Origin of the sequence: Microcystis aeruginosa FD4 (genome assembly GCF_009792235.1) — a bacterium.
Taxonomy (GTDB): Bacteria; Cyanobacteriota; Cyanobacteriia; order Cyanobacteriales; family Microcystaceae; genus Microcystis; species Microcystis viridis.
Genome location: NZ_CP046973.1, coordinates 4,698,581 through 4,713,400, shown reverse-complemented (window position 1 = coordinate 4,713,400; position 14,820 = coordinate 4,698,581). Strand labels below are relative to the sequence as shown.

General features: G+C 45.3%; 8 protein-coding genes, 1 tRNA gene and 2 pseudogenes. 5 read left to right on the top strand and 6 right to left on the bottom strand.

Going from position 1 to position 14,820, the window contains the following annotated elements:
* Nucleotides 1–5 precede the first annotated feature (5 nt).
* The gene (locus tag GQR42_RS23485; protein ID WP_158201831.1) at nucleotides 6–3,992 is read right to left on the bottom strand and encodes a magnesium chelatase subunit H; all 3,987 of its coding nucleotides are present in this window, start codon (nucleotides 3,990–3,992) and stop codon (nucleotides 6–8) included.
* A 597-nt stretch (nucleotides 3,993–4,589) separates the two neighbouring features.
* On the opposite strand from GQR42_RS23485, the pseudogene GQR42_RS30170 reads away from it, so the two are divergent.
* Nucleotides 4,590–5,022: pseudogene (locus GQR42_RS30170) on the top strand (tetratricopeptide repeat protein); the annotation flags it as partial.
* Between the two features lie 636 nt (nucleotides 5,023–5,658).
* Nucleotides 5,659–6,349, top strand: a pseudogene (locus tag GQR42_RS29155) (hypothetical protein); the annotation flags it as partial.
* 122 nt (nucleotides 6,350–6,471) lie between these two features.
* Here the strand turns inward: GQR42_RS29155 and GQR42_RS29150 are convergent.
* Nucleotides 6,472–7,083 (bottom strand): PEP-CTERM sorting domain-containing protein, encoded by a 612-nt coding sequence (locus GQR42_RS29150; RefSeq protein WP_233271141.1) that lies wholly within the window; start codon nucleotides 7,081–7,083, stop codon nucleotides 6,472–6,474.
* Nucleotides 7,084–7,539: 456 nt separating this feature from the next.
* Between GQR42_RS29150 and GQR42_RS23450 the strand changes: the two genes are divergently transcribed.
* On the top strand, nucleotides 7,540–8,142 hold the full coding sequence (locus GQR42_RS23450; RefSeq protein WP_158201827.1) for a Uma2 family endonuclease: 603 nt from the start codon (nucleotides 7,540–7,542) through the stop codon (nucleotides 8,140–8,142).
* A gap of 91 nt (nucleotides 8,143–8,233) precedes the next feature.
* Here the strand turns inward: GQR42_RS23450 and murA are convergent, their stop codons facing one another.
* Nucleotides 8,234–9,550, bottom strand: coding sequence for a UDP-N-acetylglucosamine 1-carboxyvinyltransferase (gene murA / locus GQR42_RS23445; RefSeq protein WP_158201826.1), 1,317 nt, complete (start codon nucleotides 9,548–9,550; stop codon nucleotides 8,234–8,236).
* Nucleotides 9,551–9,741: 191 nt separating this feature from the next.
* On the opposite strand from murA, the gene GQR42_RS23440 reads away from it, so the two are divergent.
* Both GQR42_RS23440 and GQR42_RS23435 read left to right on the top strand, forming a co-directional pair.
* Nucleotides 9,742–9,825: transfer RNA gene (locus GQR42_RS23440), tRNA-Leu, on the top strand.
* 62 nt (nucleotides 9,826–9,887) lie between these two features.
* The gene (locus tag GQR42_RS23435; protein WP_158201825.1) at nucleotides 9,888–10,676 is read left to right on the top strand and encodes a TrmH family RNA methyltransferase; all 789 of its coding nucleotides are present in this window, start codon (nucleotides 9,888–9,890) and stop codon (nucleotides 10,674–10,676) included.
* An 811-nt stretch (nucleotides 10,677–11,487) separates the two neighbouring features.
* On the opposite strand, the gene GQR42_RS23430 is transcribed toward GQR42_RS23435, so the two are convergent.
* From GQR42_RS23430 to GQR42_RS23420, 3 genes are all read right to left on the bottom strand, one after another.
* Nucleotides 11,488–11,676 (bottom strand): hypothetical protein, encoded by a 189-nt coding sequence (locus GQR42_RS23430; protein ID WP_158201824.1) that lies wholly within the window; start codon nucleotides 11,674–11,676, stop codon nucleotides 11,488–11,490.
* Nucleotides 11,669–12,244: a zeta toxin family protein gene (locus tag GQR42_RS23425; RefSeq protein WP_158201823.1), complete on the bottom strand. Its 576-nt coding sequence runs from the start codon at nucleotides 12,242–12,244 to the stop codon at nucleotides 11,669–11,671. Before GQR42_RS23425 ends, GQR42_RS23430 begins: the two co-directional genes overlap by 8 nt.
* Before the next feature lie 470 nt (nucleotides 12,245–12,714).
* Entirely contained in the window at nucleotides 12,715–14,748 is a 2,034-nt protein-coding gene (locus tag GQR42_RS23420) for an elongation factor G (RefSeq protein WP_158201822.1), read from the bottom strand.
* Nucleotides 14,749–14,820: the final 72 nt, after the last annotated feature.

Genomic DNA, 14,820 nt, shown 5'->3' with positions numbered 1-14,820 from the left:
CTATTCTACTCGATTCCTTCGATACGGTCCTCCACTTCTTGATAAAGTTCCTGTAAGCGGTCTAAATTTTCCTGAGAAGTTTCCCAGTAACCGCGACCATTAACTTCTAGCAGGGTTCCCACCATCTTGCGGAAAGAATTAGGATTGAGATTCATTAGACGCTGACACATTTCCTCATCTTGAATAAAAGTGGTGTTCACATCTTCATAAACCCAATTATCCACCGCATCAGCAGTTGCCGACCATCCCATCGTATTAACCAAACGCTTCGATAATTCTCGGACTCCTTCGTAACCGTGACTTAACATTCCCTCGTACCATTTGGGATTGAGTAACTTGGTGCGGGTATCTAAACGGACGGTTTCCGATAAAGTACGCACTTGAGCATTAGCGGTGGTAGTATCGGCAATATAGGCTGCCGGTTTTTTGCCATCATCGCGTAAACTAGCGACAACTTTGGTGGGATCCGAGTCGAAATAGTGGGAAACATCGGTTAAACTAATCTCGCTAGAATCCAAGTTTTGGAAAGTCGCTTCCGCAGTTTTTAAGGATGCTTCAAACAACTGACGATTATCGGCCATCATCCCCGGATTATCGGAATCGAAAGCAAAACCCTTGCGGTTGAGATACATATTCTGTAACTCTTTTTCGTCTTCCCAACTGCTATTTTCCACCGCGAGATTGATATTAGAAGAATAAGAACCAGAAGCATTAGAAAAGATGCGGGTGGCTGCCTGTCGAACCGTTAAACCCATTTCTTTTGCTTGTTCCATAGCGTGTTTGCGGACATAATTCATCTCCATCGGTTCGTTTGCTTCCGCGGCCATTTTTACACCTTGGTCAAGCAAGTTCATCTGATTGATAAATAAATCCCGGAAGACACCGGAACAGTTGACCACCACATCAATGCGCGGTCTTCCCAACTCCTCTAGGGGAATTAATTCCAGTTTATTCACCCGTCCCAAAGCATCGGGAAGAGGACGAACTCCCACCATCCAGAGAATTTGTGCGAGGGATTCCCCATAGGTTTTGATGTTATCGGTTCCCCAGAGAACACAAGCGATGGTTTCGGGATATTTACCGCCATTATCCAGTTTTTGCCGTTCTAACAGACGATCTACCACGATTTTAGCCGATTTTACCGCCGCTAGGGTCGGGATAGACTGGGGATCTAAAGCGTGGATATTTTTACCCGTGGGTAAAACTCCGGGGTTACGGATGGGGTCGCCACCGGGACCTGGAAGAACGTATTCTCCTTCCAATGCTTTTAATAGGGCCCCTAATTCATTATCAGCACAAACCTGTTCTAAACAGAATTCTAGGTATTCAAACAGGGGTTTTAACGCGACCGGATCAACTTTTGGATAACCCATTTCCTGTAAAGTTTCGATCCAAGGCGATTTCTTGCCTATATTCAAGAAATTCAGCTTAGAAAGCATCGATACCCGACCTTCTGCGTCGGTTTGGGATTTGACTAAAGCGGAAACGGCAGCGCGAGTCGCGAGGGTGATGTTTTGCAGTAATTCCACATCCTCTAACACCCCTCGATCGCTATTGCGATAAACTTCCTCTATATCCCGGCCGATGCTGTTGGCAATAATCCGGGGGAAGGAGAGTAAATCGTCCTCTTCCCGGTCTAAACTAGCAATATTGACCAAAGTTGCGATCGCTTCGAGCGCCGAGGGGGGTTTCCCGATAACGTGAAGTCCGCAGGGAAGTAAGCGCGATTCAATTTCCATCAGTTTGCGATAGACAGAACCGACGATATTATCCCGTTCCTCTTGACTGAGATGGGCGGTGTCACCATCAGGTAAACTTATATCTTTGTCGAGATTGACTAAAAAACATTTATCGACAATGGTATTGACAATTTGCACCCCACGCCCACTATCTTTCAGGGTTTGGTAAGAACCGATCAACTCGCTTAGTTCTTTTAACCCTTTGTAGAGTCCGGCATTTTCTGCGGGGGGAGTGAGATAGGAGATAGTTTCCGCATAACTGCGACGTTTAGCGATCGTCGCTTCGCTGGGGTTATTAGCGGCATAATAGTAGAGGTTGGGAATCATCCCGATGAGGTTATCGGGGTAGCATTCTCCAGACATTCCCATCTGTTTCCCCGGCATAAATTCTAAGGATCCGTGGGTGCCAAAATGGAGAACCGCGTCTGCTTTCCAGACTTGATTGAGATAGGTATAGTAGGCTGCAAAACCGTGGTGGGGACTAGCAGAACGAGAAAATAGCAGACGCATGGGATCCCCTTCATAACCGAAGGTGGGTTGAACCCCAATAAAGACGTTACCGAATTCTTTCCCGTAGATTAAAAGATTTTGTCCATCACTGTTGAGATGTCCCGGTGGTGGTCCCCAATTTTCCTCTAAACGGACGGAATAGGGGGTTAAGCGTTCGTATTCGGGTACGGACATCCGATAGGCGATATTTAGCTCCGGACTATGGTACTGTGCTTGAGCATCATGGATTACCGCTTCCATCAGTTCTTGGGGAGATGCGGGTAGATCCTGCAAGTCATAACCGTTATTTTGTAACGCTTGCATCACTTCGTAGATGGAACCGAACACATCTAGATAGGCTGCCGTTCCCACATTCCCTTTATCGGGAGGGAAACTAAAGACGGTGATGGCGACTTTTTTGTTTAGTTTCGGTTTCTTTCTTAGAGTAGCCCATTTTAGCGCCCGTTGAGCGATCGCTTCCACCCGATCCTGTAAAGCGATCGCTTTACCCGTGGCCCCATCCCGGCCCGATAATATAATAGGTTCGATCGCACCGTCTAATTCCGGAATAGCAATCTGTAGCGCCACTTGAATCGGGTGTAACCCTAAATCGCTTTCCTCCCATTCCTGGGTGGTTTGGAAAACTAGCGGTAAAGCGCACATATAGGGACGATTGAGACGTTTTAAGGATTCTATCGCTTTCGGGTGATCTTGTCGCGCTGGACCTCCCACTAAAGCAAATCCTGTCAGGGAAATTACCGTATCGACGATGGGAACCGCTTCTACTCCTTTTAAGCTTTTATCCCAGAAATATTCTTCTACGGGTTTAGAAAAGTCTAATCCCCCAGCAAAAACGGGAAGGACTCGCGCACCCATAGACTCGAATTCCTGCACGAGAGCGACATAATGAGCGTCATCACCAGTAACGAGGTGAGTTCTCTGTAAAATCAAGCCAATACAGGGAGCCAAGGGGTCTTTTAGGTCATCGGCAATATCACCTCGGTTATTGTACCAAGCGAAGTATTCCTTGACATCCTCGAACATTTTCATGGATAAAGGATGCCAAATCCCCAGATCGGGATAAACTACCGGTTCTTGGTAAACTACGCTGTCATCCTTGTTATCGAAGACGTACTTATCGGCCAACATTAACAGGAAGTTCTCTAAATTTTCTGCGGAACCTCCTAGCCAATACTGGAAACTTAACATAAAGTTGCGTGCGTCCTGAGCTTTTTCCATGGGGAGGTATTTCAGTACTTGCGGTAAGGTTCGCAATAACTTTAACATCGCATCTTGGAAACCAGCGCCGGAGTTTGACCTGCGCTTTTTCATAAAGTTAGCGATGACACTCTTGGACTGTCCCAATTGGGCCATGGAAAAGCTGCCTAATTTATTTAAGCGCATTACCTGGGGCATGGAGGGAAAGACGATCGCTGCGTCTAATTTATCCCGATGGGGACTGACAGCGGCCACAACTTTATCGGCTAAATCTTCGATAAAGATGAGAGAAGCAATGAAAATATTAGCTTTGGCTACATCCTCTTGAAAATTGCGATAATTTTCCCCATCGCGCAGTTCTTCGATTAGATAACCACTAATTTCGATCGCTAGTTTCGGGTTGTTAGCGTTGATTTCCCTGACGGCACTACTCAGCGCACTTTGGTACTGAGGTTCTAGCACGACATAGACCACCTTGACCAGCGATCGACCATTCAACGCGTCGGGAACTATATGACGAATGGTGGACTTGACGTGAGTGAACATATATGATGGTTCTCCTTAGGATTGCTGAGTCTGGTATGAAGTGATTTTCGTCATCAGATGACGATCGCCCTTTGTTTAAGGTATTTAGATATATATGTTTCTGTTTTGTATCAGAAAATGTCACCCAAATGAGCATTTACTCTGGGTTTTGACACAATTCGATAAATATCTTGCCATATTTTGTAACAGATGGTAAAGAGCTTTTTGAGTAAATGCTCAGGCCTTTCTTTACAAAAATTAATATTTAATCTATTGACATATTGTTTTTATTGTGATATTGGTTAACGATATTGAAAATTTCTCAGGCTGATAAGCATTAACCCTCGATTGCTAGTCAAGGATTTGGGGTGTTGTCGTTGTTATTATCTAAACTTTCAGAGTCTATTTAGTAAGGAAAATAGGATCCCCCCTAGCACCTCTTAATAGGGTGGGGAACCCATCAAAGTACCCCTTTTCAAGGGGGATTTAGGGGGATAAAGTTGCGTAAAATCCTCTTAACCTTTACTTTATACCAAATTTCTAAATCCATGACAGACATCCACGCTCGAATGCTTGCCAAGCCTGCATTTGTTGTGACGCGAATAAAGAAAAATGGTATTAGAGGACAAAAGCGAGGAATGGCTACAGTATCCGGAAGATTATCAAACTTTAGGGCGGGATCTGGCGGCTTTAGGCAAGGTGATGACGGGAAATCTGGGGGAAGTGTGCCAACGGATTAGTCTCCAGTTACGCGACGCGGTGAGGGATGTTTCCAGTGTGGAGGGGGAAAATCTGGGATCAACCGGAGACGGATTTAACGGAAGTGGTTCAGGATGCCGAATTTTGGTTTGAGCAAGGAAACCAGAAATACATGAATTGGGATTTGATCGGCGCGATCGCCTCCTACGACAAAGCTTTAGAAATTAAACCCGATTTCCATGAAGCTTGGTACAACCGAGGGATTGCGTTAGGTAATTTAGGAAGGTATGAAGAAGCGATCGCATCCTGGGATCGCGCTTTAGAAATTAAACCCGATGACCATGAAGCTTTCTGATACCATTTTTCAAAAGTAATGACAGAGATGGTTATGCCTGGTGCATCTCAATTTTGTCGAAATATCCAGATGACATTTTGGGCGCACGCGGTGCGCCCCTACCATTGGCGAAATAATATTATTGTAGGGGCGAATTGCCTTCGCCCTCTTTGAACAACTTCTGCTGCTCACCTTAAGTGAGAGAAAATCACCAATAGGATACCATTTTTCTTTATTCGCGTCACAACGAATGCAGGCTTGGCAAGCATTCGAGCGTGGATGTCTGTCATGGATTTAGAAATTTGGTATCAGGAGCCAGTCGTTTCAGGCTTTGTTGTCCTCTTTTTTTTTGTACCAGTTTGTGTACTTAAAGAAGGATAATACAAGGTTTTTGAAGGTCTTAATCCTATTTTCGCAGCATGAACATCGGATTTTAGCAGGTCAAAAGCCTTATTTTAAAAGGGTTTTACCATTATTCAGCAAGACCTAATTAGGCCGACTATACCACCGTAGAAGTTAAAGCTTCTTTGGGGATAGCGGCTTTATCGCTTTGTTCCCTGGGTAAAGAGAATCCAATTAGTCAGCAATTGCCCTGGGATTTTGAAAAAGTTGAACGAGGACATAAACCGCTATTGTCTCCTTTTTTTCCTTCAGAGGAAGGCGAAACGGACAAGCAAAACTCTAACAGAAGCTGAACTACCAGTTCTCTGGATTTTAACGCCTACTTTTTCAGCGAGAATGATTGAAGAAGTCGTGGGAATCCCCCCTTCATTCCTACCAGAAGAGGGGATGAAAGAGGAGTGGGGAAAAGGAGTTTATTTTTCCCCTAGCCTCTTCAAAACAGGAATTGTCGCCATCCATCAATTACCAGTCAATAACGAGACTTTATGGTTGAGGGTACTAGGGAAAGGGGGGACACAGAAACGAGCAGTAGAAGAATTAGTGCAATTACCTGAAGGTAATCCTTTCCAAGAGAATTTACTGGAAATTCTGGCCAACTGGCGCTGCTAGTTTGGAATTAAGAGATAATTTAAGTACCGAAGAACAGGAGGAGATTATGAACCTATCACCAGCTTATCTAAAACAACGGGAAGAGTGGAAACAAGAGTGGAAACAAGAAGGGATACAAGAAGGGATACAAGAAGGGATACAACGAGGTTGTTTAGAAGGACAACTATCGCTGATAACCAGTCTTCTGGAAGGACGCTTTGGCAGCCTAGATGCAGAATTATCTGGTCTGGTGGAACAGATTGCCCAACTTCCCGTCTCCGAACGCACCGAGTTACTTCTTTCTCTGGCTAATTTATCTCGCTCAGAACTGTTAGAAAGATTCAGGGAAAATTAAACTTTCAATCCCCCTAAGCTATCAAAATAGAAAACGGGTTTCTCCGAGAAACCCGTTTTCTGTGCGTTACTCAAAAACCCCTCCAATTAATGAAGGGGAATTGTCGGATTTTATTGATGGTATTAGGAGACTTTTGTGGTTTCTTTTTCTGAGGATTTGGAGGCCTTTAATTGGCGCTTGAGGGTTGAGGCTGCGCCTAGAGTACCTAGGGCGAGGAGGCTGAGGGTTGAGGTGGGTTCGGGGACTGTTACTTGATTTAAAGTTAAAGTTCCCTGAAGAATATTGGAGACATCAAAGTTACTGCCTCCCATGGTAAAGCCAAATGTTCCGCCAGCAGAAATATTGCTAAATGTAAATCTACCAGATTGATCAAATCCATCGGACGGAGTAGTACAAAAGTTTTGATGTCCAGCACTATACAAAGTAGTACTTGGATTAAAGGTATTTAGAAAAGCAGTTACCCGAAAGAAAGCATGGAAACCGTTATAGTCCCAGTCAAATGTATAGTCACCATCAGCAGGAGCGATTGCTTGAACCGTCCAAGTTCGGGTCGAAAACCCAGCTGGATCAAGACTATAATCTAATTGCCATTCATTTACTGCTAATTGTTGTGCATTAGTTATTCCAGGTCCTGATATTGTCCAAGAAACTAAATTTGATGCAAGACAGTTAGGAGAAACTCCTATGGTTAAGATTGTTGTAGTAGCCAGTATTTTAGTCAGGTTATTTTCCATTTTAGGTTAACTCCAATTAAACGTGCGATCGCCACTCTCGTACTAGGTGAAGTAACAACCCAACCCAACGCCAAAGGCGAATAACAAAACAATACATATTCCCCCCCCACAACTGTATCCTAAGCTACATTTTTATAAATATTTACATTCCTCTCCGTCAGGCTTCTTGGGCCAGGTTAAGAGCGATCGCATTCTATCTCCAGTAGTCAACAATGCCGATGACAAGAGCTAAGTTAACATTGAAGGGCATTCAGTTGTTAATTCGTGTAATTCATGACGACAATACTTGTACAAGCGACCTCGGCTCCTTTGATGATTGATCTTCCTTGGATTATGCCGATGACGGAGGAGCAGTTTTATGAATAGCGATCGCATTCTATCTCCAGTAGTCAACAATGCCGATGACAAGAGCTAAGTTAACATTGAAGGGCATTCAGTTGTTAATTCGTGTAATTCATGACGACAATACTTGTACAAGCGACCTCGGCTCCTTTGATGATTGATCTTCCTTGGATTATGCCGATGACGGAGGAGCAGTTTTATGAATTTTGTTTAGCCAATCGAGATTTACGCATTGAACGCAGTGCCAGTGGAGAAGTGATCGTTATGCCCCCTGCTTTTTCGGATACGGGTAATCGCAATCTTAATATAGCTGTGCAACTGGGGAGTTGGTCAGAACTAGATGGAACGGGACTGGGGTTTGATTCTAGTGCGGGTTTTACGCTGCCCAATGGTGCAATTCGTTCACCCGATGCTGCTTGGATTAAATTAGAACGCTGGAATGCTTTAACAGAAAAACAAAAAGCCTCTTTTGCCCCCATCTGTCCCGATTTTGTCATTGAATTACGTTCTGCTAGTGATAGAGTATCCAGTTTGCAGAAAAAGATGGCGGAATATATTGCCAATGGTACTTTATTGGGTTGGTTAATCGATCGCCAAAATCGCCAAGTCTATATTTATCGTCCCCATCGAGAACCAGAAATTTTAAATGCTCCTGAAACCATTAGTGGTGATCCAGAATTGCCGGGGTTTGTATTAGTAATGGCTAAGATTTGGTGAATGCGATCGCTGATGAAAGATTCCGTCAATATAGAACAGCCAAGCACGATTAAAACTGTTCTATATTGTTGCCCACGGATAACTAATCATCCTATGAAGATGGGGACAGGGTAGCCAATTCTAAGGCTAAAGGATCAACCCGGCGTAAATTTGCCCCTAATGCTCTTAATTTACCCTCTAAATTATCGTAACCTCGATCGAGGTGATGGAGTCCCTGCACAATAGTAGTCCCCCGGGCTGCCAATCCCGCTACCACCAAAGCTGCCGAAGCGCGTAGATCCGTGGCCATCACCGGCGCCCCAGATAGGAAAGGCACACCGCGCACTAAAGCCACATTTCCTTTGACCTTGATAGCTGCTCCCAGACGCTTTAATTCGGCCACATGACGCAGACGGTTTTCAAAAACCGTTTCATTAACCACACTACTGCCCTCGGCTAAAGTTAATAGAGCCATAAATTGGGCCTGCATATCCGTGGGAAAACCGGGATAGGGCAGGGTTTCGATATCGGTGGCTTTTAAGTCCCTAGGGATAATCCGCAGACGATTAGGACCATCTTCCACCACTTCCGGACCGATTTCGTGCAGTTTGGCAATTACCGAAGCTAAATGGCAGGGAATCACGGGATAAAGACTAATTTCTGAGCGGGTAATCGCCCCAGCTATCAGTAAAGTCCCGGCTTCAATGCGATCGGGAATGATATTGTAATCGGTACTGTGCAGACGGGAAACTCCCTCGATGACAATTGTATTGGTCCCGGCACCGCGAATTTTTGCCCCCATGGAAACACAAAAATTGGCTAAATCAATCACCTCCGGCTCTTGGGCCGCATTACCGAGAATGGTTTCCCCTTCCGCTAAAGTCGCCGCCATCATTAGGGTTTCCGTCGCTCCCACACTGGGATAATCCAGATAAATATTCGCCCCTTTCAGACGACCATTACCTTTAACGCGGGCGTGTACCATGCCGCCATCGATTAATACATCTGCACCCATTGACTGTAAGCCCCTAACGTGCAGATCCACTGGTCTGGCCCCAATGGCGCAGCCACCGGGGAGGGGAACTTTTGCTTCTCCTAAACGGGCTAAAATCGGTCCGATGGCGAAAAAACTAGCCCGCAACTGGGAGACGAGATCGTAGGGTGCTTGAGCTTGTTGAAGGTCTCTGCCATCAATCTCTAGTCTATCTCCGGTGCGACGGACTTGCACGCCCAAGGCCGAGAGAATTTGACTCATCCGCTCGATATCGGCCAGGGCAGGTACATTACTAATCTGGCACTGGTCGGAGCAGAGTAAAGCCCCCGCCATGATGACTAGAGCGGCATTTTTGGCACCACTGATCTTGACTTCACCCTTGAGAGAGTGACGACCTTGAATTTCTAAATAGGGATGCTCGGTATCGATGGTCATAGGATGATTCATTTATCTTGGTTGGGAGTCTTGGCTAAGGAAAGCTTCAGCAAAATTAGACTGCACTGTATCAGATTTTTGAGGAAATTATTGGTGATTCTACCCCGAAAAGCGATTTTTGTCTTAATTATCTCAACTATCTTGACTTATGGATTGTCCGATAGTATAATAGAAGATTGTGAAAGAAAAATGCGGAACTGGCGGAATTGGTAGACGCGCTAGATTCAGGTTCTAGTGTCTGCAAAGACTTTCGGGTTCAAGTCCCGAGTTCCGCATTATCTCCCTCAAGAGGCAGTTGTTTAGGGTAGCCCTAGCAGGGTGAAAAATCCGATTGGCTATGATTAGCAGTGTTCAAAACCCTTTAATTAAGCAAATTCGCAAGCTACACCGCACTAGAGAGCGACAGGAGCAGAATTTGTCCTTAATTGAGGGAACCCACTTACTAGAGACGGCTTTAGCGGTGAATTGTTCCCTAGAGACAGTTTTTTATACTGAAAAGTGGCAGCAAAGACAGAGAGAATTAGCAGAGAAACTTCAAAATCAAGCGAAACGAGTCGAGATAGTTTCCCCGGAAGTCCTCGCTTCCCTAGCAACAACGGTTAATCCCGATGGTGTGATTGCCACTATTTCCCGTACTCACATTCATCCAACTCCCCAAAATCCGCTACAATTGGGCTTAGTTTTGGAAAGATTGCAGGATCCTGGCAATCTCGGTACTATTATTCGCACTGCCGTGGCTACGGAAGTACAGGGTATCTGGTTAAGTCTCGATAGCGTCGAAATCGATAACCCCAAAGTGATCCGCAGTTCCGCCGGGGAATGGTTTCGATCGCCCCTAGTGGTAGAATCGGATTTATCGGCTTTAGTGAAAAAATATCAAGCACAGGGGGTAAAAGCGATCGCAACTTTACCCACAGCCACCAAAAACCATTGGGAGATTGATTTTACCCGTCCGACTTTAATATTATTAGGCAATGAAGGAGCCGGTTTATCGCCCCAATTAGCGACTTTAGCCGATGAAACGGTGAAAATTCCCCTCTTTGGTGGTGTGGAATCTTTAAATGTTGCGATCGCTACTGCTGTCATCCTCTACGAAGCTAGAAGACAATTATCGTTGAATAGTTAAACCAGACAAGAATTAGAGATTTATTCCGCATCATAGTTTGTGCTTTTTGTCAAGAATAAATTCTCGTTGGTAACAAAAGTAAACAAATATTTGGCGCGATGTTCTTGGGTAAAAAATCGGGGTTTAACTTACAAAAGTGCGGGGTAGGGGAATCGAACCCCTAAGCGTTGCTCTTGGAAAGGAACTCTTTCTACAACTTACACTGCTCCCAGCACATTTGGGTAGTCGCCAGACCTCCGCAGCATCGCCACCCCGCATGAACCGACCGTCGTGTAGACAACGGGTGCAATCATAAGCCCCTCCTTAATGTTCATCAAGAACGGAGACCATTCATGCACTGTTGAGCAGCCCTTAAGTGCTTCCAGAAGCACCCTTATCACCAAGACTTTGGGAAGGCTTAAGCACCAACCACCCCCATGATGTTGTAATTATAACTTCAGGAGCTATGAATTTGCAACGTGCCATAATCTGTTCTATTTGTCAAAAATAAATTCTCGTTTGTAACAAAAGTAAACAAATATTTTGAGCGTGGGTGCCAAAACGGAAAACTGCTCGGTGTCCAATTAGGATTACTCAAGGCTGTGCATCCGGTAAACGGTCATAAAAACGATCGACTGCTACCATCGGCGTATCAGCCAATTCAAAAGCTCCTGTTTCAATATCGAGCAACGATTTTACCGTCATTCCCAGCCTCAACTTGAGGTTTTATATGAGTTCCATAGATATAATCACCTCGTTGGGCAAATTCTTCTTTACTTTAGAGAGGTCGTCATACTGTCATTGGCTAGAATCTGTTTCAAAGTTCTTCTATTTATTTTAACTTAGACCCTAAGTCGGATTTTGGCGGAATTTGCGCGGCTGTTAAGGTGACGATTTGGCCATCTTTGAAAATGCTGATAGATTCTCCTAAAAGACGGTGTTTTTCAATTGCTTCTGCGATTGCCAATCTAACACCTGCATCGATTCGCTCCGATAATTTATCAGGAATTGATTCAGTCATGAGCTACCTCGGTTATTTGTTGCCAGATAGAGGAGTCATAGATAATGACTTGTTGATTGAAGGGACGTTCAGCAACTAAGTGTGGCTCATCCCCAGAATTATCATAGATGACCCAAGTATCGCACAAAGGTAAATACAACTGCATGAGGTTAATGCGTCCCCGCTCATAACGACGACGAACCACATCTTCAGGAATATTATGACCGCCACTGGCTACCCTTCTGTGAACTCTCTCTAAAGCTAATTCTGGACTTTGTAGCCAAAAATAAATAAGATTGAGCCTATAGCCAGAACTTTGACAGTCTCTCAAAAAACGGGCAAAATGTCGGGCTGCCAGGGTGCTTTCAAAGGCAAAATCTATTCCTTGGCACTTCAGTGTCACCAACCTTTCTAACATCAAGCGTCCTGCTTGGATAGCAACCGACTCAGGATTAAAAGGTGAGAGTCCGGCGGCAATCTCATCGGCGTTAACGTAGTCGATAACGCCTAAAAAGTTGGGTAAAATTTTTTTAGCGACGGTGGTTTTCCCGGAACCATTGGAGCCAGCAATTAGATAAACATCAGACATGAGGGAAAAGCTCGTCCTCCAGATTATTTTGAGATAACCTCGAACTAAGTCGCTAGTTATAATTAAATTGAAGATAGATTTTGCCTTTGATCCCCCCTTAATCCCCCCTTAATAAGGGGGGTTTTTGACAGTTTTTAACATCTAACTATTTAGGGTTTGCTGAATAAATCTAAAAACCTTATCCAACAAGGTTTTTAGACTTTTTTTCCCTCAAAAAGTGCCGACCCTTGGAGTGATCAGGGGGAAAATTCAGGGACTTTTTCCCTGAAAATTAGGTAGTTGACCACCTGAAAATCGGTAAAACCCTACACCCCACACCCCACACCCCACACCCTGCCCCCAGGGAAAACTTTTTGCTGCAAACCCTAATTACACATTTCGATAAAGCTTTTGCCTTAGGGAGAGATGAGCCAATAAAAGCCCATCTCTTGCTAATTTATCCCTCTACTCCAGTGATAGCCGAGAAGACTTTACTTGTTACCGTTACCCTGCATAGCTAAAACCGCATCGCGCAGTTTATCCGGCACTTCTTGCAGGTGATCCTCATCCCACTGGAAGAAACCGACCCCCATAGTCAAAGAACGCAATTCAACGATAAAATCGTGCATTTCCGCTTGGGGGAGATGGGCCGTTACCTGATCCCAACCTTTCCACTCCGCAGAAGCTTCAAAACCCTGAATTTGACCGCGTTTACCACTGATTAACTGTAAAACCTTGGCGGTGTATTCTGAGGGAGCGAGAACCGTCACCGATAGAATTGGTTCTAATAAGACCGGATGACATTTAGGCAGTCCCTCCGTCATCGCTAGACGGGCTGCTTGTTTAAAAGCTTGTTCGGAACTATCGACACTGTGATAGGAACCATCGGTGAGAGTAACATCGATATCCACCACGGGGAAACCCAACGGACCATGACCGAGATATTCCCGCACTCCAGTTTCCACCCCCGGAATATACTGTTTGGGGACGACACCACCGACAATGGTTTCATGGAAGTGGAAACCTTCCCCCCGGGCCAGGGGTTTAATATCGAGGTAAACATCGCCAAAAGCACCGTGGCCGCCGGTTTGATGTTTATAACGTCCGTGGGATTTGGTGCTGGTTTTGATCGTTTCCTTGTAGGGAACTTGGGGTAAATGGGTGGTCATCGGTAGATTATACTTGCGTGCTAGGCGATCGAGGGCCACTTGCAGATGAATTTCTCCCTGTCCCCAGAGAATTACTTCTTTAGTATCGCCGTGTTGTTCCCAGTAGAGGGCAGGATCTTCTTCGATCAGTTTCGTCAAAGCGGAACTTAATTTCACTTCATCCTTGCGATTGGCAGCGGCAATAGCGAGAGCAAAGACGGGTTTAAGCTGTAATCCTTTGGGAAGATCGGGTTTTTGACTGCCGCTGCTAACCACGTCCCCGGTGGCGATTCCCTCCAAACGACCGAGAGCGACAATTTCCCCCGCTTGGGCCTGCTGTAAGGGTTGTTGTTGTTGTCCCATGAGACGATAGATACCACCAATCCGCACACCGTTCAAGGCCATGCCATCGTTAAGGGTTCCCTGCCAAATTCGCGCTAGGGACAGGCGACCGCCTTGGGGAGTAAAATAGGTTTTGAGGATTTGTACCACTGCATCTCCATCCGCACTGGGATCGAGACCGCGACGGTTGGCGGTAATTGTCGGGGCCGGTGCTTCTTCCACTAAAGCGGTGAGGAGATGACGCACACCATAGTCCCGTTCCGCCATACCAAAGAACACGGGTACTATCTGATCGGCTCCCAGTTCTTGTTTTAAGTCTTGGAGAATTTCTTCCCGGGAGGGGTTAATATCTTCGAGGAGTTCTTCTAAAAGATGATCGTCAAATTCGGCGATCGTTTCTAGCATTTCCTGTCGAGCGCTCTGTTCTTCTTCCTTGAGGTGGTCGGGTAAAGCTACAGGGTCGGCGGGACTGTTAGCATGGTAATGATAAGCCTGTTCGTTGATTAAATCGATAAATCCGATAATTTCGTTGTTCTGCCGGATGGGATATTGCTGGGGAACGAGGGGACGACTAGAAACGGATTTGAGAGCTTGTAGGACTTCGTTAAAGTGACTATTACAGCGATCCATCTTGTTGATGAAGATTAGATGCGGAATTTCCCAATCATCGAGGAATTTTAGCAAGGGAGCTAGGGTGAGAACTCGATCGACCACCGGTTCACAAACGATAATAGCAGCACCGGCCCCGACTAGGGCATTATAGGTTTCACTGGCAAATTCGATCGAACCGGGACAATCGAGAAAGGTAAAATTTAGGTCTTGGTATTGACTATGGGCAACGGAAACTTCTACACTCATCTGTCGATCCCGCGCTTGGGTGGAACTATCACCAACGGTATTGCGATCGCTGATTTTACCTTTTCTGGTGATCGCTCCTGTTACGAAAAGTAAACTTTCCAGTAAGGAGGTTTTTCCACTGGAGTAAGGGCCGACAAGGGCCACATTACGCGTGTTTGCTCCGATACTTTGATTCATACAGATACCCCCAACAATGATTTAGTGATTAGTTGTGGCGATGGGACGATATTTACACTCGATCGCCCTAGG